Origin of the sequence: Cellulosimicrobium sp. XJ-DQ-B-000 (assembly GCF_031119065.1) — a bacterium.
Lineage (GTDB): Bacteria > Actinomycetota > Actinomycetes > Actinomycetales > Cellulomonadaceae > Cellulosimicrobium > Cellulosimicrobium funkei.
This window is the reverse complement of sequence record NZ_JAVHYN010000002.1, coordinates 39,848-59,512: the sequence shown is the minus strand read 5'-3', so window position 1 is coordinate 59,512 and position 19,665 is coordinate 39,848. Positions and strand designations below refer to the sequence as shown.

16 protein-coding genes are annotated in these 19,665 nt (G+C 74.1%); 2 read left to right on the top strand and 14 right to left on the bottom strand.

The features are described from left to right. Positions 1–25: 25 nt before the first annotated feature. On the bottom strand, positions 26–487 hold the full coding sequence (locus tag RDI86_RS04180; RefSeq protein ID WP_308820946.1) for a tRNA (cytidine(34)-2'-O)-methyltransferase: 462 nt from the start codon (positions 485–487) through the stop codon (positions 26–28). A 146-nt stretch (positions 488–633) separates the two neighbouring features. Between RDI86_RS04180 and RDI86_RS04175 the strand changes: the two genes are divergently transcribed. Next, positions 634–1,029, top strand: coding sequence for a nuclear transport factor 2 family protein (locus tag RDI86_RS04175; RefSeq protein ID WP_308820774.1), 396 nt, complete (start codon positions 634–636; stop codon positions 1,027–1,029). A 4-nt stretch (positions 1,030–1,033) separates the two neighbouring features. Here RDI86_RS04175 and RDI86_RS04170 read toward each other — a convergent pair whose 3' ends face one another. Continuing rightward, positions 1,034–2,002, bottom strand: coding sequence for a LysR family transcriptional regulator (locus RDI86_RS04170; RefSeq protein WP_308820773.1), 969 nt, complete (start codon positions 2,000–2,002; stop codon positions 1,034–1,036). Between the two features lie 82 nt (positions 2,003–2,084). Between RDI86_RS04170 and RDI86_RS04165 the strand changes: the two genes are divergently transcribed. Next, on the top strand, positions 2,085–3,116 hold the full coding sequence (locus tag RDI86_RS04165) for a DMT family transporter (RefSeq protein WP_308820772.1): 1,032 nt from the start codon (positions 2,085–2,087) through the stop codon (positions 3,114–3,116). Positions 3,117–3,158: 42 nt separating this feature from the next. Here RDI86_RS04165 and RDI86_RS04160 read toward each other — a convergent pair whose 3' ends face one another. The 12 genes from RDI86_RS04160 to RDI86_RS04105 form a co-directional block, all read right to left on the bottom strand. Then, positions 3,159–4,223 carry a hydroxyacid dehydrogenase gene (locus tag RDI86_RS04160; RefSeq protein ID WP_308820771.1) on the bottom strand — a complete coding sequence of 355 codons (1,065 nt, stop codon included), beginning with the start codon at positions 4,221–4,223 and terminating at the stop codon, positions 3,159–3,161. Beyond that, positions 4,220–5,407 (bottom strand): dihydrodipicolinate synthase family protein, encoded by a 1,188-nt coding sequence (locus RDI86_RS04155; RefSeq protein WP_251176544.1) that lies wholly within the window; start codon positions 5,405–5,407, stop codon positions 4,220–4,222. Before RDI86_RS04155 ends, RDI86_RS04160 begins: the two co-directional genes overlap by 4 nt. Then, on the bottom strand, positions 5,407–6,465 hold the full coding sequence (locus RDI86_RS04150; RefSeq protein WP_034652423.1) for an NAD(P)-dependent oxidoreductase: 1,059 nt from the start codon (positions 6,463–6,465) through the stop codon (positions 5,407–5,409). The genes RDI86_RS04155 and RDI86_RS04150 overlap by 1 nt, the downstream gene beginning before the upstream one ends. Before the next feature lie 8 nt (positions 6,466–6,473). Next, on the bottom strand, positions 6,474–7,394 hold the full coding sequence (locus RDI86_RS04145) for a carbohydrate ABC transporter permease (RefSeq protein WP_228485232.1): 921 nt from the start codon (positions 7,392–7,394) through the stop codon (positions 6,474–6,476). Continuing rightward, positions 7,391–8,347: a carbohydrate ABC transporter permease gene (locus tag RDI86_RS04140; protein WP_081895826.1), complete on the bottom strand. Its 957-nt coding sequence runs from the start codon at positions 8,345–8,347 to the stop codon at positions 7,391–7,393. Before RDI86_RS04140 ends, RDI86_RS04145 begins: the two co-directional genes overlap by 4 nt. Positions 8,348–8,420: 73 nt before the next feature. Next, a complete protein-coding gene (locus RDI86_RS04135; protein WP_034655723.1) occupies positions 8,421–9,695 on the bottom strand; it encodes a sugar ABC transporter substrate-binding protein in 1,275 nt (424 codons plus the stop codon). A 103-nt stretch (positions 9,696–9,798) separates the two neighbouring features. Beyond that, on the bottom strand, positions 9,799–11,220 hold the full coding sequence (locus RDI86_RS04130) for a Gfo/Idh/MocA family oxidoreductase (protein WP_308820770.1): 1,422 nt from the start codon (positions 11,218–11,220) through the stop codon (positions 9,799–9,801). A 382-nt stretch (positions 11,221–11,602) separates the two neighbouring features. Next, positions 11,603–13,822 carry a peptidase C14 gene (locus RDI86_RS04125; RefSeq protein WP_308820769.1) on the bottom strand — a complete coding sequence of 740 codons (2,220 nt, stop codon included), beginning with the start codon at positions 13,820–13,822 and terminating at the stop codon, positions 11,603–11,605. 86 nt (positions 13,823–13,908) lie between these two features. Next, on the bottom strand, positions 13,909–16,179 hold the full coding sequence (locus RDI86_RS04120; protein WP_308820768.1) for a peptidase C14: 2,271 nt from the start codon (positions 16,177–16,179) through the stop codon (positions 13,909–13,911). Between the two features lie 889 nt (positions 16,180–17,068). Next, positions 17,069–18,133 (bottom strand): GNAT family N-acetyltransferase, encoded by a 1,065-nt coding sequence (locus RDI86_RS04115; RefSeq protein WP_308820767.1) that lies wholly within the window; start codon positions 18,131–18,133, stop codon positions 17,069–17,071. 164 nt (positions 18,134–18,297) lie between these two features. Beyond that, on the bottom strand, positions 18,298–18,900 hold the full coding sequence (locus RDI86_RS04110; RefSeq protein WP_308820766.1) for a HEAT repeat domain-containing protein: 603 nt from the start codon (positions 18,898–18,900) through the stop codon (positions 18,298–18,300). A 61-nt stretch (positions 18,901–18,961) separates the two neighbouring features. After that, on the bottom strand, positions 18,962–19,651 hold the full coding sequence (locus RDI86_RS04105; protein WP_168945415.1) for a GntR family transcriptional regulator: 690 nt from the start codon (positions 19,649–19,651) through the stop codon (positions 18,962–18,964). Positions 19,652–19,665 lie beyond the last annotated feature (14 nt).

Genomic DNA, 19,665 nt, shown 5'->3' with positions numbered 1-19,665 from the left:
GATCCCTAGGGGCTGAGGCGTTTCGTTACGGTTTAAAATTGAATTGAATTTGCCGCCACGCCTCGTAGACGGCGATCGACGCCGCGTTGGTGAGGTTGAGCGAGCGGCGCCCGGGCAGCATGGGGATCTTGAGCTGGTCGGTGATCCGCTCGTGGGCGAGCACGTCGTCGGGCAGGCCCGTCGGCTCGGGGCCGAACAGCAGGACGTCGTCGGGCCGGTAGGTCACGTCGGTGAACGACGTCGTCGCGCGCGTCGTGAAGGCGAACACCCGGCCCGGGAGGGTCGCCAGCGCGGCGCCCAGGTCCGCGTGCACCTCGACGGCCGCGAGGTCGTGGTAGTCCAGGCCCGCGCGGCGCAGCTTGGGCTCGTCCAGGTCGAACCCGAGCGGCTCGACGAGGTGCAGGCGCGCGCCGGTCACCGCCGCGAGGCGGATCGCGTTGCCCGTGTTGCCGGGGATGCGCGGCTCGTAGAACACGACGTGGGGCAGGGTCGACGGCGGTCGGGCGGCCGGGTCGGCGACGTGCGGTCGCCAGTCGGTGCCGGGGTCGGGGGTCTCGCTCACCCCACGATTCTCGCAGCGTCGAGGGAGGGGTAGCGTCGGACGGGTCGACGACGACCGACGGAGGAGGACCCGTGCCCGAGAGCGAACAGCGCGTGGCCGTGGCGGCCTGGGTCGCGGCGTACGAGGAGGCGTGGCGCGCGAGCGACACGGGCGCCGTCGAGCGGCTGTTCACCCCGGACGCGACGTACCTGCGCTCGCCCTACGACGACGAGCCGCTGCGCGGTCACGACGCGATCCGCGGCTTCTGGACCGCGGACCAGGGCGCGACCTTCACCGTGACCGCGGAGCCCGTCGCGGTCGAGGGCCCGGATGCCGTCGTGCGTCTCGAGGTCCGCTACCTCGCGCCCGAGATGCAGGAGTACCGCGACCTGTGGGTGCTCCGGTTCGCCCCGGACGGGCGCGTCGACCGCTTCGAGGAGTGGCCGTACTGGCCGGGCAGGTCGTACACGGCGTCCGACGGGTCGTAGCGCCTCACGCGCTCACGGGCGTCGACGAGCCGAGCGGGCCGCTCCGCGGTGCGGCGAGTCTCGCTCGTGGGACCGCGAGATCGACGCGCGCGCCCGCGACGTCGCGCAGCGTGTCGAGGACGACCCGGGCCGGGGGCGTGCCCACGACGGCGTCGCGCAGCACGGCGTGGATTGAGCGCTCCGGCGCCGGCCGGACGACGGGGACGGCGACGAGGCCGGGCGGCAGGTGCGCGGCGCCGAGCGCCGGCAGGACCGTGAGGCCGACGCCCGCGCCGACGAACGCGATCGCCGTCGGGTAGTCGTGCGCCTCGACGTGGAACGGCGGGCTGAACCCGGCGGCCGTGCACGCCTCGACGAGGTTGCGGCGGCACCAGCCGCGTGCGAAGTCGTTGTCGACCCAGCGCTCGTCGCGCAGCGCGGCGAGCTCGACCTCGTCGCGGGCCGCCAGGTGGTGGTCGTCGCGCAGCACGACGACGTACGGGTCGTCGAGCAGGTGGTGCGCCCGGAAGCCGCCACCCGGGTCGAACCCGCGCGGGGCGACGACGAGCTGCACGTCCGCGCGCGCGTCGGGGTCGTCGGGGATGGTCTCGCGCAGCGACAGGTCGAGGCGGACACCCGGGAAGTCGGTCGTGAGCCGGCGCACGACGTGCGGCAGCCACGCGGCACCCACCGACGCGAAGTAGGCGAGCGAGAGCGAGCCCGTGCGGCCCGCCCGCAGGTCCGCGACGGCGGCCTCCGCCTCGCCGAGCCGCGCGAGCACGCCGTCGGCCTGGGCGGCGAGCGCGAGCCCCGCCGCGGTGGGCCGCACGCCGCGGCCCGCTCGTTCGAGGAGCGTCAGGCCGGTCTCGCGCTGGAGCGCGGCGACGTGCTGGCTCACGGCGGACGGCGTGTACCCGAGCGTGGCGGCGGCGGCCTGGACCGACCCGCTCGCGACGACGGAGCGGAAGATCCGGAGGCGATGGACGTCGAGCATCCCTCTACGCTACAGCGAGACTGAATCGAGAGGTAGGAAATCTCGCTGGTGCTGAACAGTGGGATGGGGCGACGATCGACGCGTGACCGCACCCGAGACCCCGACGACCACGCCCGTCGACGCCGCCCGGCCCGCCGCCCCAGCGGCGACCTCCGCCCGGTCGGGCCCGCCCCCCGCTCGCGGGTCGTCGGCCCGTCGTGCCGCGACGCCCGTCGTCCTCGCCGTGGCCGTGACCGTCCTGCTGTGGGCGTCGGCGTTCATCGGTGTCCGGGCCGCCGGCCACGACTACGAGCCCGGGTCCCTCGCGCTCGGCCGCCAGCTCGCCGGCAGCCTCGGCCTCACGGCGATCGTCGCCGTCCGGTGGCTGCGCAGCGGTGCGCGACCCGTCCTCCCGCGCGGTCGCGTGCTCGTCGCCGTCCTCGCGTGGGGCGTGGGGTGGTTCAGCCTCTACAACCTCGCGCTCAACGCCGCCGAGCAGCACCTCGACGCGGGGACGACGGCGCTGCTCGTCAACGTGGCGCCCGTCCTCGTCGCGGTCCTCGCGGGACTGCTGCTCGGGGAGGGCTTCCCGCGCCGCCTCCTCGTGGGCATGGCCGCGGCGTTCGCGGGCGTGGCCGTCATCGCCGCGGCGACGTCCTCGGGGGAGCGCGACGTCGTCGGGGTCGCGCTCGGGCTCGCCGCCGCCGTCCTCTACGCGGGTGCCGCGACGTCGCAGAAGCGGCTGCTCGCACGCGTCGACGCCCTGACGATGACGTGGGTCGGGTGCCTCGCGGGCACGGTCGCTCTCCTGCCGTTCGCCCCGGCGCTCGCCGCCGACGCGGGGTCGGCTCCCGCGTCGTCCACGTGGGCCGTGGTGCTCCTCGGGCTCGGCCCGACGGCGATCGCCTTCACGACGTGGGGGTACGCGCTCTCGCGCCTCAGCGCGGGTCGTGCGGCGGCGACCACGTATCTCGTCCCGCCGCTCGTGGTGGTGCTCTCCTGGCTCGTGCTCGCGGAGGTCCCGGCGCCGGTCACCCTCGCGGGCGGCGCGCTGTGCCTCGCCGGGGTCGCGGTCGCGACGCTCCCGCGGCGGCGGTTCGGCCCGGCGCCCCGGGTGCCGGACGCCGGAGCCTGACCCGCCCCGGTACGGCCCGCCCCGGCACGGTCCCCCGCGGGCTCAGCCCATGCGGTCGAGGTCGGCCTCGCGCACCTCGTGGACCAGCGGCTCCCCGGTGCGGAAGCGGGCGAGCTCGTCGACGACGATCGCGCCCTGCGCGAGCCGGCCCTGCACGGTCGCGGCGGCGTGGTGCGGCGTGAGGAGCACGTTCCGCAGGCGGCGCAGCGGGTGGTCCTCGGGCAGCGGCTCGGCGTCGTACACGTCGAGCGCGGCGCTGATCCGGCCGCTCGCCAGCTCGCGGACGAGGGCGTCCTCGTCCGTGAGCCACGACCGTGCGGTGTTGACGAGCCCGGCGTGGTCGGGCAGGAGCGCGAGCTCGCGCGCGCCGAGCAGGTGGTGGGTCTCGGGCAGCACGGGCGCGTGCAGCATCGTCACGCGGCTCGTCGCGAGCAGCTCGTCGAGCCCGACGAGGGTCGCGCCGAGCGCGGCGGCGTCGGCGGGGGAGAGGGTCGGGTCGGCGACCACGACCTCCGCGCCGAGCGCGCGCAGCATCGCGACCGCCGCGCGCCCGGTGCGCGACGCCCCGACGACGCCGACGCGCGTGCCCGCGATCTCGTACCGCGGGGGTGCGGCCTCCGCGTCGGCCCACGGGACGCCGTCGTGCAGGGCGTTGTGGAACGCGGGGACCTGGTGGAGCAGCGCGAGCGCGAACGTCACCGAGACCTCGGCCACCGGGCGTGCCATCGCCTGGCCCGCCTGCGTCACGCGGACCCCGCGCTCCCACAGCGCGGGCGTGACGAACGGCTTGACGGAGGCGCCCGTGTGCGCGACGAGCCGCAGGCGGGGGAGCCGGTCCAGGAGGTCCGCGTCCAGGGGCGGCGTGCCCCAGGAGACGACGAGCGCGTCGACGCGCTCGCGCGCCGCGGGGCTCAGCCGGTCGAGCGCGACGCCGAGCGCGCGCGGGTCGTCGACGACGTCGAACGGTCCCGCGCCCGCCAGGCGCTCCCAGACGTCGGGGGCGAACAGCTCGGTGCGCAGCCACGGCGCGACCGCGACGACCGCGCGCGCGGCCCCGGCACCCGGGCCGGGCCCCGCGGCGGTCCCCGGGTCGGGCGCGCCGGTCACCGCAGCCAGTCCTCGAGGTGCTCCGCGACGAGCGCATCGTCCGCGGCGGCGAGCCACGGGTACGACGCCGTCACGCGCGTCAGCTCGTCGGCCTGCCCGGGGGAGAGGGTCTCCTCCGGGTCGAGGCACCAGATGCCGTCGAGCAGGCCCTGGCGGCGCAGCACCTCGTGCACGCCCGCGATGACGCCCGCGAAGTCGTGCGCCGCGTCGAAGACGGCCGCGTTCGCGTCGGTGAGGCCGGCCGCGCGCGCGGTGAGCGTCGCGAGGGCGGCGGCGTCGGGCACGGTGGTGCCGCCGTCGGGGCCGATGCCGTGCGCGGCGTGCGCGAGGGCCAGCGTCTCGACCGCCCCCCGGGTCCAGACCGCCCACTGCCCGAGCAGGCCGCCCACGAACCGCGCCGTGAAGGTCGAGGCGCGGCCCTCGGCGTCGGTCACCGGGACGTCGAGGCGCTGCGTGAGGTCGGCGACGATCGCGTCGTCGTTGCCCGTGTACAGCGCGATCTCGTCGCCGCGACCCGAGGCGGCGACGCCGCGCAGCACGTCGAGCGTCCGGTAGCGGTGGAACGGCGCGGCCTTGATCGCGACGACTGCCTCGATCGACGCGTACTCGCGCCAGAAGCCGACGGACAGGCGCGGGCCGCCGATCGCCTCCTGGAGGTAGAACCCGATGACGGGCAGCACCTCGCCGACGGCGCGGGCGCGGTCGAGCAGCACGCGCTCAACCTCCTCGCGCGAGCCGGCGAGACCGGGCACGCGCGGCGCGAGCAGCACCGCGTCGTAGCCGAGCGACGCCGCGAGCTCCGCCTCCGCGACGGCCTGCCGCACGTCGCCGGCCGCGCCCGCGACCTGGACGAGCGGGCGGGGCCCGGTGTGCAGCGAGCCCGCGGGCGCGTCGCCCGCGGCCGTCGCGCGCGACACCTCGGCCGCGAGCTCGAGCACGGGCCGCAGGAGCCCGTGCTCGCGGATCTCGAACTGCGTCGTGTGGACCCCGACGGCGACGCCGCCCGCGCCCGCCGCGTGGTAGTACCGCGTGAGCGCGCGCTGGCGGCGCTCGTCGAGGCGGCGGTCCGCGTCGAGCGCGAGGGGCTGGGCCGGGATGACGGTCCCCGCGCGCAGGAGCGCGGCGACGTCGTCGGCGAGGCGCGGGGTGGCCGGCGCCGCGGCGGGGGTGGTGGGGGCCGTCATCAGAACGCCCCGTCGCGCACGGCGAACTTCGTCGGCTTGCCGCTCGTCGGCAGCCCGGCCGCGAGCCACTGCGCCTGCCAGTCCACGAGCGTGCGCAGCGGCACCTGCGGGTAGCCGAACAGCTCGTGGCAGCGCGTCGCGTCGTTGAGCAGCGCCGTCGGGGCGGGCTCGCCCGTGAACGACACCTCGCGGTCGAGGCCACGGCCGAGGAGCTCCGCGAGGCGCCGCACCGACGCCGTCTCCGGGCCGGTGAGGTTGATCGCCGTCGCGGGCGACGACGCGAGCGCGAGCGAGCGCAGCGCGACCTCGTTCGCGTACCCCTGCCACACGACGTTGACGTGCCCGGTGGTGAGGTCGACGGGCTCGCCCGCGAGGATCGGCGACGCGACGTCGAACAGGACGCCGTAGCGCAGGTCGACGGCGTAGTTGAGGCGGATCGTCACGACCTTCGTGCCGCGCGAGAGCGCGGCGTGCTGGAGCACGCGCTCGCGGCCGAGGCAGCTCATCGCGTACTCGCCGACCGGCCCCACGGGGTGCTCCTCGGAGCACCCGCCCGACTCGACGGGCACGAGCGGGTAGACGTTCCCGGTGGAGAACGCCGCGATGGTCGAGTCCGCGTAGCGGCGCGCGACGTCGTGCACGAGGGCCGCGTTCGCGGCCCACGCGAGCGACGGCGCGGACGACGTGCCGAACTTCGCGCCCACCATGTAGACGACGTCGGCGCCGTCGGGCAGGGCCGCGAGGTCCGCGTCCGGCGCGAGCAGGTCGGCCGCGACGACGTTCACCCCGGCGTCGCGCAGACGGTCGGCCTGCTCGGGGTCGGACCACCGCGAGACGGCGTGCACGGCGTCGCCCGTGCGCCCGGCCGCGTCGAGCGCCCGGCGGGCGAGGACGGTGAGGCTCGGGCCCATCTTGCCGCCCGCGCCGAGGATGACGAGGTCGCCCGAGCGGGCGGCCAGGTCCTCCACGAGGGCGGGCGACGGCGTCGTGAGCAGCTCCTCGAGCTCCGCGACGGACGTCGGGGCCTTGAGGGCGGTGGTGCTGGTCTGCGTGGTCATGTGGTGAGTCATCCCTTGATGCCGGACGAGGTGACGCCCTCGACGAAGAAGCGCTGGGCCACGAGGTACGAGGCGAAGATCGGAACGAACGAGATGGTGGCGCCCGCGAGCACCATGTTGAGCGGCACGTCCTGCTGCTGGAGCGAGGCGATGCCGACGGTCAGCGTCCAGTGGTCGGTGCCCTGGCCGATGATGAGCGGCCACAGGAAGTCGTTCCAGTGCCACAGGAAGACGAACGTGCCGAGCGTCGCGAGGATCGGCTTGCACAGCGGCAGCACGATGCGCAGGAAGATGCGCCACTCCGAGGCGCCGTCGAGCTTCGCGGCCTCGAACAGCTCGTCGGGCAGGTCGAGGATGAACTGCCGCATGAGGAACACGGCCTGCGCGTTCGCGAGCGTCGGCAGGATCAGGCCCCAGTACGTGTCGAGCCCGCCCGCCTGCGCGATGAGGATGAACGTCGGGATGAGCGTCACGTGGTACGGGACCATGACCATCGCGAGGAACGACCAGAACATCGCCTCGCGCCCGGGGAACTTCTTCTTCGCGAACGCGTAGCCGGCCATCGACGCGAGCAGCAGCACCGCGACGACGGAGACGACGGAGTACACGAGCGTGTTGACGAGCCAGGTGCCGATGTTGCCTGCGCCGAGCACGCGGCCGTAGGCCTCGGTCGTGAGGTTCGTCGGCAGGAGCGACGCGGGGAAGTCGATCGCGGCGGCCGGCTTCAGCGACAGCACGACCATCGCGTAGAACGGGAAGATCGTCACGACGGCGGCGAGCGAGAGCACGGCGTAGCGCAGCACCTTGCCGCGCAGCGACAGGTCGCTCGCGCCCTTGCGGCCGCGCCGGCGGCGGGTCGCGGTGGGGCGCACGGGCATCGCGGCGCCCTCGAGCACCCGCCCGGTGGTGGTGGGGTCGACGGCGGTCACTTGTCCCTCCCGATGGCATAGCGCTGGATCAGGGCGACGACCAGCGTGACGACGAACAGCGCGACGCCGAGCGCGCTCGCGTAGCCGAGGTCGAAGTACTTGAAGCCCTGGTCGTAGATGTAGAAGACGAGGTTGTAGCTCGCCCGTGCGGGCCCGCCCGCCGTCATCACGTAGACGAGGTCGAAGATCTGGAACGACGCCGTCGTCTCGATGACGGCGAGGAAGAAGAGGGTCGGCTTGAGCTGCGGCGCGATGATGTGCCAGAACCGCTTCCACGGCCCGGCGCCGTCGATCGCGGCGGCCTCCTCGAGCTCGCGCGGCAGGTCCTGCATGCGCGCGAGGAGGATGAGCATCCCGTAGCCGAAGCGCGACCAGATCGCGACCATCGCGAGCGCGGGCAGCACGAGCAGCGTGTCGCCCAGCCAGGAGTCGGTCGAGAACCCGAGCGCCCCCATGAGCTTCGACCACGGCCCGTTCGTGGAGAACACCCACGTGAACACGGTCGCGGCGAGCACGAGGCTGGTGACCACGGGCAGGAAGAACACCGAGCGGTAGAAGCCGGAGCCGCGGAACGAGCGGCGCACCATGAGCGCCATGAACGTCGAGATCGCGAGCGACACGGGGACGATGAGCACGCTCAGCACGACCGTGACGCGCAGCGCCGACCAGAAGATCGGGTCGTCGACCATGCGCCGGAAGTTCTCGACGCCCGTCCACTCGGCACCGACGCCGATGGTGTAGTCGAAGAAGCTCAGCGCGACGCCGGCGATCGCCGGGCCGAAGCGGAACAGCAGGAACAGCAGGAACGCGGGGAGGGCGAACAGCAGGCCGATCCTCGCCTCACGGCGCTCCAGGACACGGCGGGTCGTGCCGCGCGAGGGCCTCGACGGCGTCGGGCGCCGGTCGGGCCCGTCGGCGGTCAGCCCGTCCGAGGTGGGGGCGGTCGCGGTCATGGGTTCTCCTCTCGTACCGCGAGGTACCGCGGCGCGGGCAGCAGGGGGACGGCTGCCCGCGCCGCGGCGTCGGTCAGCCGAGCAGCGGGTTCGCCGCCGCGGCCGCGTCCTTCAGGGCCTGCTCGGGCGTCTTCTCGCCGATGAGCGCGGCCTGGAGCTCCGGGGCGAGCACGCCCATGACCTCACGGGACTTCTCGTTGACCTCGCCGGCCGTCGTGTACTGGAGCGTCTCCTCGAGCGCGGACAGCACCGGGTCGTCGGCGTAGAGGCCCGACTCGCTCTCGTACGGCGAGAACCAGCCGGCGGCCTGGGCGTACTCGGCGCTCACCTCGGGCGAGGTCGCGAATGCGGCCCACTTGCCCGCGGCGTCGAGGCTGTCGGCCGTCTTGAGCACGGACAGCGAGCCGACGGTGCCGAACGCGACCGCCTCGGCCTCCTTGAGCGGCGGCAGGACGACGACGTTCTCCTCGCCCCAGAAGCCCGCGACGTCCGCGGGGCCCTGCTGCCAGGTGCACGCGATCTTGCCCTTGGCGGTGTTCGTCTGCTCGAACGCGGGGATGGTCGTCAGCAGGTCCTTCTCGATGTACCCGCCCTCGGCGAGGTCGACCGCGAACTGCAGCGCCTCGACGCCCTCGGGGGAGTCGAACGCGACCGACGAGCCGTCCTCGGAGAAGACGGACCCGCCCGCCTGCCACAGCAGCGGGTAGAAGGACTCGTTGAGCGTCGCGTCGACCGAGCCCCAGTAGTTGGTGACGTCGTAGCCGGCGGCCTGGAACGTCGGCGCGAGCGCCATGAGGTCGTCCCACGTCTCCGGGTAGTTCCCCGCCTCGCCGACGGCCTCGAACGCCGCGGCGTTGCACACGAGCGGCTTGCTGTTCATGATCAGCGGCGAGCCGAGCATCGCGCCGTCGACCGTGACGGCCTTCGACGCGTTCTCGCGCAGGTCGCCGACCTGGTCCGTGACGTAGTTGTCCACGGCGGCGAGGGACTTGCCGTACTTCGGGATCTGGTCCGGGATGAGGTAGACGACGTCGGGGCCCTTGTTGCCCGCGATCGCGGTCGCGAGCGTCTCGTCGCGGCCGGCCCACGGGTAGATCTCGACCTTGACGTCGACGTCGGGGTTCTCCTCCTGGAACGCGGCGACCTGCTCGTCCCAGAAGGCCTTGTGGGCGGCCTCGTCGGCGATGACGGGGTACGTCCACATGGTGACGGAGCCGGACGCGGCGCCGTCCTCGGGCGTGGGGGTGGAGCTGCCGGCGCCGGCACCGCCGGCGCAGGCGCTCAGCGCGCCGAGCGTGCCGACCGCGAGCGCGGCGGTCCAGAGGCGCTTCGTCGTGCGCAGGGTCATCGACGTGTCTCCTTGGTGAGGTCCCGCCCGGGTGGGCGGGTGGGGATGGGGGTGCTGCTGGGCGGTGTGGTGCTGTGGTGGTGCGGTCGTCGGGCCCGGCGCGTCAGCGCGCCGGGACGTCGACGACGGTGCGCCGGTGGCGCGACTCCTCGGCCGCGAACACGGCGAGGTGGCTCTGCAGGGACTCGACGGCGCCTGACCGGACGTGGCTCGGGTCCCCCGTCGCGACGGCGCGCACGAACGCGTCCATCACCCCCGAGTCGCCGCCGCCGTGGTCGTCGGCGGCGTTCGTGGCGCCGTGGTGGCCGCCGTCGTGCACGGTGACGCTGCCGTCGCGGAAGTCGGTCACGCGGACCTTCTCCCCGTCGCCGTCGAGGCACCCGTGGGTGCCGAAGATCTGGGTCTTGCGGTGGTCCTGCTCGGAGAACGCGGTCATGGTGAACGTCGCCGCGCCGCCGCCCTCGAGCTCCATGGCGACGACCTGGTGGTCGACGACGTCGTTGTCCGAGGCGTAGACGCAGCGGCCGTAGTCGGTCGTGCGCAGCGCCTCGACGACGCCCGCCTCGTCGGTCGCGTCCGTGATGACGGAGACCGGCCAGATCGGGCCCTTCTCGCGCAGCGTCGAGAGGTACAGGCGCGGGGCCGAGTACGGGCACGTCGGCTCGAGCGGGCAGTCCAGGCAGCGGTCCGCCGCGCCCGCGGGCCGCTCCTCGGGCCGGAAGTGCTTCAGGGAGCCGAAGCTCGCGACCGTCGTGATCCGCTTGCCCGTGACGTAGCGGATCCAGTCGAGGTCGTGGCTCGACTTCGCGAGGAGCATCGGGCTCGACGTCTTCTCGGAGCGCCAGGGGCCGCGCACGTAGGAGTGGGCGTCGTGCCACCAGCCGACGGGCTCGAGGTGCTGGACGTTGACGATCTCGCCCAGGACGCCCGAGTCGACGACGGACTTCACGAGGTCCGTGTACGGCATGTAGCGCATCACGTGGCAGACGCCGAAGAGCACGCCCGACGCCTCGACCGCGTCGACGACGTCCCGGCACTCCTCCGGGCTCGGCGCGAGCGGCTTCTCGACGAGGATCGCGTACCCCTGCGGCGCGAGCGCGACGACGGGGTCGCGGTGCTCGCGGTCCTGCGTCGCGACGATCACCATGTCCGCGACCTGGCCCGTGCCCCCCGCGGCCCGGTCGGCGTCGCCCGCGGCGACGAGGTCCTGCCAGCCGGCGAACTCCGCGACCTGCGGGAGTGCCGCGCCCAGGCCGACGGCGGGCGCGGAGGTGTCGGCGGCGAGCGCGGCGGCGGTGGTGGCGGCCGGCGTGACGGCCGGGTCGGCGGGGCCGCCGGTCTGGGCCGCGGCGGCCTGGGCCGCGACGGCCTGGTCGACGACGAGCCCGCGCTGGTGCGCCCGAGGGTCGGCGACGGCGACCAGACGGGCGCGCTCCGGGTGCTCGGCGATCCAGCGCGCGTACGTCTGTCCGCGGTTCCCGGCGCCGACGAGGGCGACGGTGACAGGCTGGGGGGTGGGGGTCACGTGTGCGGTCCTTGCTCCGTTGCGATGGTCCTGCGGGGCGGGGGTCTCCCGGCCCTGGCAGGCCTCGTTTGCTATTTGCTATAGCAAGCCTGCCATGCCGATGTTACGCCAGATCGGCGCTCGTGTTAACTCGCGCACGACGCGATGCGGAGTTGTGACCTTTCGTGCCGCGGCTCGGGGTGCCGGCGCGGTGGTCGTCGTGGGCCGGGGCCGGGGGTGGTGAGTGCGGGTCTACCATCCGCGCTGCTCGTTCCTCGCGGCGCTCCCGCCAGGCCCGCCACGACCCGCACTCACCACCCCCGGCCCCTTCGTCGTCCCACCTCGCGCGCTGCTCCCGCGCCGGGGTGCGCCCGGCGGGGAGAGCGGCGTGGGTGCGGGCGCGTCAGACGACGAGGTTGCCCGTCGTGACGACGCGGTCGCCGTCGTCGGGGAACGCCGTGCGGGTGACGTCCTGCTCGACGTTGCCGCTGTGGAGGACGAACGAGTCGCCGCCCAGGGCGGACGGTGCGAGCGCCAGGGTGCCGCCCGCGAAGGTCGAGCCCGTGGCGGACCACGTGTTGATGCCGGCGTCGAGGTTCACGTGCCCAGTGTCGCCCGACGGCGCGGTGCTCCGGACGCCGTCCAGCGCCCAGGTGACCGGCTTGTCCGCCTTGGCCCTGCGCAGGAAGCTCCCGCCCGCCGGCTTGCCCTCGAGCCGGGCGCCGCCGTCGAGCCGGACGGTCTGCTCGGCCGCGCCCGCCGCGACGAGGGCGACGTTGCGCACGACGCCGCCGCGCACCGTGAGGTCGCCGCTCACCGTCACCGTGCCCTCGCCCTCGGCCGCCTCGAGCGTGCACGTGTCCAGCACGACGGCGCCCTTCCCGGCGAACGACGCGTTCTTCAGCCCGTTGAGGGTCGTGCGCACGAGGTGCACCGGGTTCGTGACGTTCGCCTGGGTGATCGCGGTGTCCGGCAGGACCGCGAAGCGCGACCCCTCGACGACGTTGGGCCGCTTCGACAGCGCCGAGGCCTGGGAGATGATCAGGGTGTCGTCGGCCTGGCAGCCGCGGAGCTGCACGCCGTCGGCATTGACCCACAGCATCCCCGAGCCCGCGAGGCCGTCCTTGCGGATGACCTGCACGTCCTCGAGCGTGAGGTCGGTGACCTTGACGCGCGCGACGAACCACGAGCACACGTGGCGCGTCACCGTGATGCGCTTGGCCGCGCCGCCCCAGGCCGCGCCCGAGTTGGCGAACGTCATGAGGCCCGAGTTCCCCACGTACGTGAGGTCGTGCTCGTACTGGCCGTGCGTGACGAACGGGCCCTGGTCGTCGCCGTCGCCGTGGCAGTTCTCCACGAGCCCGTACGACGACGCGGTCCAGTCGTTGAGGTGCCGCGCGTTGGTCGTGTGGCAGTCCACCACGTGCCCGTAGTTGCAGTAGATCTGCTGCGTCAGGTAGCCCGCGCCGCCCCACGTGACCGACGCCGGGTTGGTCAGCGAGCAGCCCGCCGTGCGGAAGAACGTGCTCCAGCGGCGCATGACGAGCGGCCAGAACGTCGCGACGCCGTGCACGTTCTCCACGTCGCAGCGCACCGCGTACTCGTAGGCGATCGGGTGCGAGCCCGTGTACTGGTCGCCGTCGGGCCGGCCGCGGAAGGCGAGGTTGCGCACGTGCACCTGCTCGACGGGCTCCACCCGCGTCCACGTGAGCGTGCGGCCCTTCGCGAGCGACCAGCCCGCCTTGTAGTTGACGCGCACGTGGGTGGCGTCGACGACCTGCGTGATCTGGACGAGGCGCTGGAGCTCGCGCTCCCACCGGCCGGCGAGCGCGTTGACCTCGACCGCGTACCACTGGCCCACCTCGAACTGCGAGGAATCCGCGACCTCGTAGTCGTCGCGCAGCTCCGGCATCGTCGCCGTGAGGGTGTTCTTCCGGACGTCCTCCGTGACCTTCCCGCGGAAGAACAGCACGGCCGCGAAGGGGTCGTCCTGCCCGGCGTCCTCGATGCCCTCGGTCGTCATGAGGTGGTTGCCGAAGTCGAGCTCGAGGTTCGAGCGCGTGAACGTGTGGCGCCGCGTGAAGTTGAGGTCCGTGTGCGCCTCGATGCGCGTGACGCTCGGGTCGTTCACGAGGGCGTCGAGCGCGTCGTCGGCGGGGTTCTCGGGGCCGAAGAGGCCGAACCAGCGGAAGTCTCCGGTGCCGGTGTGCAGGGTGTGCCAGCGGCCCTTGGCTCCTGCGTCGGTCGGGGCGAGGACGGTGCCGCCGTTGGCGGCGGCGGTGGACTTGGCGTCGTAGCGCAGGAGCCGGGCGGCGCCGTCGCCGGGGGTCGCGTGGCCGAGGAGCTGGGCGACGGTGCCGTCGTCGAGCTTCTTGGCCTTCCAGCCCGTGAGCTCGGCGACGGTAGCGGCGACGAGGACCTCGGCGTCGGGCTTGTCGTCCTTCTTCGCCGCGAGCGGCGCGCCGACGAGGGGCGCCCCGTGGGCGCTGCCGCTGCCGAGGGCGACGGCGCCCGCGGCGAGGGAGGCGATGCCGGCGACGCGCAGCAGGTTGCGCCGCGAGGGCGGCTGGGCGGCCTCGCCCGGCGCGGCCGGCGTCGGCTCGGTCGTGGTCTCGAGGGTCATGGGGGTGTCCTTTCGTCGGCCCGGCGCGACGGCGCGGGTGTCGGTGGGGAGGCGGTAGCAGGGTGCCCGGGCGTCGCCCGGGCGGGTCACACGGTGAGGTTCGCGTCGACGAGCACGCCGTCGCCCGCGGTCGGCAGGCCCGCGCGGTCGACGCCGGTCTCGACGTTGCGGGCATGGAGGACGCGCACGCCGTCGGGCAGGTCGAGTCGACCGCCCGTGAACCGCGACCCGGTCGCGGCGTAGCGGTCGCCGGGGCGCAGCGCGACGTGCGCGGTGCCGTCGGCGGCCCGCAGGTCGGCGCCGCGGAGCGTGACGTCCACGGCGCCCGCGCCGGTGCCGCGCGAGACGAGGGCCCCGGCCGTCGTCGTGCCGGCCGCCCGGACGGCGTCGAGCACGAGCCGCTGGTCGCGCGCGCCGCTGAGCCGCACGCCCACGCCCTGCCACGACCCGCCCGTGACGGTGACGTCCGCCGAGCCGAGGTCGACCGGCGCGGCCGGGGCCTCGTCCGTGCCGCCGACGAGCTCGCAGTCGGTGAACGTCACGGGACCGGCGCCGCGCAGGATCGTGCCGTCCACGCCGGTGATGCGCGTGCGCACGAAGTGCACGGGGGTCGTCACCGGCGTCTGGTGCAGCACCGACCCCGCGGGCAGCGCGAACGCGCAGTCCTCGACGACCGTCGGGCGCCGCGACAGCGACGACCGCTGCCCGACGGCGAAGAAGCCGGCCGTGCAGCCGCGCACCTGTGCGCCGTCGGCGTTGATCGTGAGCGTCGCCTGCGGGTCGAAGGTCGACCGTGCGACGACGTGCACGTCCTCGAGCGTGAGGTCCGTGATCTTGGTGCCCGCGACGAACCACGAGCACGTGTGGTGCTTGACCGTGATGCGCTTGGCCGCCGTGCCCCACTGGCCGCCCGAGTTGGCGATGTCCATGAGCCCGCTGTTGCCGACGAACACGAGGTCGTGCTCGTACTGGCCGTGGGTCGTGAAGGGGTTGCCGCCCTGGTCGTCCCCGTCGCCGTGGCAGTTCTCCACGAGGCAGTACGCCGACGCCGTGAGGTCGTTGAGGTGCCGCGCGTTGTGGCTCGTGCAGTCGGAGACCCGCCCGTACAGGCAGTAGATCTGCTGCGTGAGGTAGCCGGCGCCGCCGTAGAACACCGTCGGCGGGTTGGCGACCGAGCACCGCTCCGTGACGAAGTGGGTGTTCCAGCGCCGCATGATCACCGGCCACCACGTGCGGTGGCCGTGCACGTCCGAGACGTCGCAGCGCACCGCGTACTCGAACGCGACGGGGTGCGAGCCGGTCATCTCGCGGTCGTCGGGCAGCTCGCCGTTCGCCGGGCCGTCGAAGGGCCCGGACCCGTGGAACGTCATCGCGCGCACGTGCACCTGCTCGACGGGCTCGACGCGCGTCCAGGTGAGCACGCGCCCGGCGGGCAGCTCCCAGCCGTTCTTGTAGTCGACGCGGACGTGCGTCGCGTCGAGCACCTGCGTGACCTGGACCAGGCGCTGGAGCTCGCGCTCGTCCCCGCCACCGCCCGGGCGCTCGTCCGAGCGCAGCGCCCACCACTGCCCGACGGCGAACGCGCCCGCGTCCGCGACCTCGAAGACGTCCGTGAGGTCGGGGAGCGTCGTGGCGAGCGTGCGCTGCTGCGTCTCGTCGGTCACGCGACCCTGGAAGAACAGGACCGCGCCGAACGGGTTGTCGTGGGCGTTGCGCTCGATGCCCTCCGTCGTGACCGTGCGCCCGCCGAAGTCGAGCTCGAGGTTCGAGCGGGTGTAGGTGTGGCGTCGGGTGAAGTTGAGGTCGGTGCGGGCCTCGATGCGGGTGATGCTGGGGTCGTTCACGAGGGCGTCGAGGGCGTCGTCGGCGGGGTTCTCGGGGCCGAAGAGTCCGAACCAGCGGAAGTCCGCGGTGCCGGTGTGGACGGTGTGCCAGCGGCCGGTGGCACCGGCGTCGCTGGGGGCGAGGACGGTGCCGCCGTTCGGGGCCGCGGTGGACCGCGCGTCGTAGCGCAGGAGTCGGGCCGCGCCGTCGCCCGGGGTCGCGTGGCCGAGGAGCTGGGCGACGGCGCCGTCGTCGAGCTTCTTGGCCTTCCAGCCGGTGAGCTGCGCGACGGTGGCGGCGACGAGGACCTCGTCGTCGGGCTTGTCGTTCTTGCTCGCGGGGAGCGTGCCGGCGAGGGGCGCCGCGTGCGCGCTGCCGGTGCCGAGGGCGACGGCGCCCGCGGCGAGCGAGGCCATGCCGGCGACGCGCAGCAGGTGGCGGCGCGAGGGCGACGACGCCGCCTCGGCGGTCGTGGGGTCGGTCGCGCCGGAGCTGATGGGCGCGGGGCGGGTCTGGGATCGGGGAGTGGACAACGGGGGCACCCTTCGTGACGTCGGGAGGACGCCGTGCGGGCGGGCGACGCGGTGGCTCCGGCGGCCCGGGGCTGCGGGGTGTTCCGGGGGAGCGGTGCTGCGGGGGTCGTGCGGTTCCGGTGCTGGGTCGGGGGTCAGCGGGTTCGTGCGCGTCGTTGCGACGGTGAACCGGACTCTCGGAGAGTAGCGGGATGCTATGGCATCGTCAAGGGCAGATCGAAAGGCGTCGGCGCAGGTCAGAGCGGTTGTCGAGCAAGAACGATTGCCATAGCACTTGAACCGAGGCGGAGCTCGGCACGCAGGCGGCGCCGAGGTGTAGCCGTGGTCGCGCGAGGTAGAGCCGTGGTTGCGCGAGGTAGAACTCCGGTCGCGCGAGGTCGAACCGTGGTTGCGCGAGGTAGAGGTCTGGTCACGCGAGGTAGAGCCGCGGTGTGACCCGCGGCGCGCGCGGGCTTGGGTCGGCGCGCCGTCGGTCGGTCTGGCGGTCGTGGTCCGGGAGGCCCGGCTCGATCGCCTCTTCACTTCCATGCCCGCCCGCCACTCGGCGACCGCCGGGCCTTGGGGGATCCCCTGTGGCGGCCCGGTGCCTCGTCGACCAGGCCGTCCCGGCGGGTCGAGCAGGCGAAACGGGTGCGTGAGGCGACCTGGACGCGCCCGAACCGCCTGATCGACGTAGCGGTGCCATGCTGCGACACGGAAATGTCGCATGCGTGGACAGCGACGACCTGGACCGATCCCACCGTCCTGAGCACGCGCCGTCGGGCACCAGAGCGGGGTTCTCCGTTTCGGCCCACCATGGCTCTACCTCGGCGAACTGCTGCTCTACCTCGTTGACCTGCGGCTCTACCTCGGCGGACCGGGGCTCTACCTCGAGGGGTGGGTCAGCCGGTCACAGGTAGTCGCCGGGCCAGTGGAAGGCCACCCCGGCCGCGGCGGCGTCGCGGAGGTGCGCGACGACGTCGGCCGCCGCGCGGACGGGCCGGAGCATGCCGGTCGTGTCGGTCGCGGCGACGGGCGCGTCGAGCACCGCGGCGGCGAAGCGGTCGGTCAGGGCGTGCGCGGGGAGGCGCACCTCGACGGTGGGGGCGCCGTGCAGGTGTGCGCGGTGGAGCGTGGTGCGCGCGAGGGCGTCGATGACGTCGGGCGCGCGGTCCGACGTCGGGTCGAGTCCGAGCTCGCGCACCTTCAGCACGTCCGACTCGGGCTCCAGGACGAGGTAGCCCACGACCTCCCCGTCGGCTGCCCGTGCGGTGAACACCTCGGCGCCGGAGTACCAGAGCGGGATGCGGTGCTCCCAGTGCTCGGCGGTGCGTCGGGTGGCGAGGGGGCGCGGCCCGCCCGCCACGGTGTCGAACGCGTCGTGCAGCGCGGCGAGCTGCTCCCACCGCAGCGCGACCGACCACGCGGGCCACGGGACGCCGGGCAGGCGGTCGGTGCGGGTCCGCACGGGGGCGTCGCCCACGAGGTCCGACGGCGCGGCGTCCGTCGGGAGCCCGTCGTCGTCGAGGTCGTCGTGCCCGGGGTCCGGCTCGTCGACCGGACGCGGCGCGCCGCGCAGGAGCGGCACGTCGAACGTCTCGAAGCCGCTCGACCGGTAGACGTCCGGGGTGCCGGTGAACAGGAGCGCGACGTCCGCGCCGTCCTGCTCCATCTGCTCGACGGCCCGCGCGAGCAGCGCGCGGACGAGGCCCCGTCCCCGCGCCTCGGGGGCGGTCGCGACGTTCGCGACCCCGCCCGCCCGCAGGGCGCTGCCGTCGGGCCCGCCGAGCTCGCGCGGGGTCCAGTACACCGAGCCCACGACGCGGCCGGCGTCCGGGTCGACGGCGACGTGCGTGCGGTCGAGCCGGCCGTCGTCCGTCTCGTAGACCGGCACCATGAGCGGCGCGGCGAACGCTCGGCCCCACAGGGCGTAGAGCGCGGGGACGTCGTCGGGCGTGGCGGTGCGCAGGTGCATGGCAGTCCAGGGTCCGGGCCGGTGTTGACGGGATGCTATAGCAAAAGTAGGGTCGCGGGACGACCGTCGGCGTGCGACGCGACGGACCGTGCGGGCCGGGCTGGGCGCGCACGAACGCCCCGGATGGCGGCGGTGCCGCCATCCGGGCTGCTGCTCGCCCGACATCAGCCGAGCCGCTGGGCTGCCCGTCGGACGTACGGGCGTGAGTCGCCCGCGGCGAGCCTCGCGTACGTCGAGAACCGGGGTGAACCCACCTCGTGCAGGACGTGCAGCGCGGCGATCCGCTGGTACTCGAGGCCCGACTCCCAGGCTGCGACGGCGCACCGTTCCGCGGCCGGCGCCCGGAGCGTGCCGAGCGACAGTAGCGCGCGACGCCGGACGTACTCGTCGTCATCGGCGAAGAGCGTCAGGAGCAGCGGGGTCGCGTCAGGCCCGATGGCGGGAAGATAGGCCGCGATCTGCCACCGTGCGTCGGGCTCCGCGGACTCCGGCGCAGCGCAGACGTGCTCGGCGACGCCGGCCAGCGTCGCGGGGTGCTCGGAGAGCAAGTCGGCCAGGTCCTCGACCTCGTTGTCGCGCGCGAGGAGGTAGAGGAAGGAGGCCTTCTCCGTGTCGCTCCATCGCGTGAAAGGGCGTTCGCCGACGAGGTCCCGGGCGCAGGCGTACGTCGCGGGCCACTCCTCGTAGTCCGTCTCCCACTCCCCGAAGTCCTGGGGATGCGCCTGCGCCCAGGCGGCAAACTCTTCGGCGGCGCGCACGATGTCCATCCCGCGACCCTAGGCGGCCCGGGTTCGCGAGAGTCGCAGCACGGCGCGGACGCCGCGGCGGTCAGCCGTTCGCCGCGGCGGGCTCGGCGTCGTCGTCCGTGTGGCTCGCGAGGCGCGCGGCGGCCTCGCCGATGTGCTCGGCCATGACGCGCTGGGCCGTGCCCGGGTCGCCGCCCGCGATGGCGTCGACGATGAGGTCGTGCGTGCGTGCATGTGCGACGCGCGCCTCGGGTTCGAGCGCGGCGTTCGCGGCGCGCAGGAAGCCGGTGATGCGGCTGCGGAGCTGCGCGTTGAGCGTCATGAGCATGCGGTGGTCGGCCATCTCCCAGAGCTGCTCGTGGAAGCGCCGGTCGAGCTCGAAGACACGGGCGTTGCTGCCCTTCTCCGCCGCCTGGACCATCTGCTGGACCGTCTTGCGCAGCTTCGCCTCCTTCGCCGGGTCCCAGGCGTCCTGGACCCGGACGACGGCGAACTGCTCCAGCAGGGTGCGCAGGCTCGAGATCTCCTCGAGGTCGCGGCTCGTGAGCGCGGCGACGCGTGCGCCGCGGTGGGGGAGCCGCTCGACGAGGCCTTCCTGGGTCAGCCGCGTCAGTGCCTCGCGCACCGGGATGTGGCTCGTGCCGAGGCGTTCGGCGAGCTTGCGCTCGACAAGCCGCTCGCCCGGCGCGAGGTCGCCGCTGAAGATCGCCTCGCGCAGCTCGACCGTGACGCGGTCGGCGACGTTCTGGTCCGGCACGCTCTTGAGCGCCATGGTTTCTCCGTGGT

Bases quoted from the DNA above. Each gene is read 5' to 3' on its own strand.
- RDI86_RS04170 (WP_308820773.1), bottom strand. From the start codon at position 2,002: ATGCTCGACGTCCATCGCCTCCGGATCTTCCGCTCCGTCGTCGCGAGC.
- RDI86_RS04155 (WP_251176544.1), bottom strand. From the start codon at position 5,407: ATGACGGCCCCCACCACCCCCGCCGCGGCGCCGGCCACCCCGCGCCTC.
- RDI86_RS04150 (WP_034652423.1), bottom strand. From the start codon at position 6,465: ATGACCACGCAGACCAGCACCACCGCCCTCAAGGCCCCGACGTCCGTC.
- RDI86_RS04140 (WP_081895826.1), bottom strand. From the start codon at position 8,347: ATGACCGCGACCGCCCCCACCTCGGACGGGCTGACCGCCGACGGGCCC.
- RDI86_RS04135 (WP_034655723.1), bottom strand. From the start codon at position 9,695: ATGACCCTGCGCACGACGAAGCGCCTCTGGACCGCCGCGCTCGCGGTC.
- RDI86_RS04125 (WP_308820769.1), bottom strand. From the start codon at position 13,822: ATGACCCTCGAGACCACGACCGAGCCGACGCCGGCCGCGCCGGGCGAG.
- RDI86_RS04115 (WP_308820767.1), bottom strand. From the start codon at position 18,133: ATGCACCTGCGCACCGCCACGCCCGACGACGTCCCCGCGCTCTACGCC.
- RDI86_RS04110 (WP_308820766.1), bottom strand. From the start codon at position 18,900: ATGGACATCGTGCGCGCCGCCGAAGAGTTTGCCGCCTGGGCGCAGGCG.
- RDI86_RS04105 (WP_168945415.1), bottom strand. From the start codon at position 19,651: ATGGCGCTCAAGAGCGTGCCGGACCAGAACGTCGCCGACCGCGTCACG.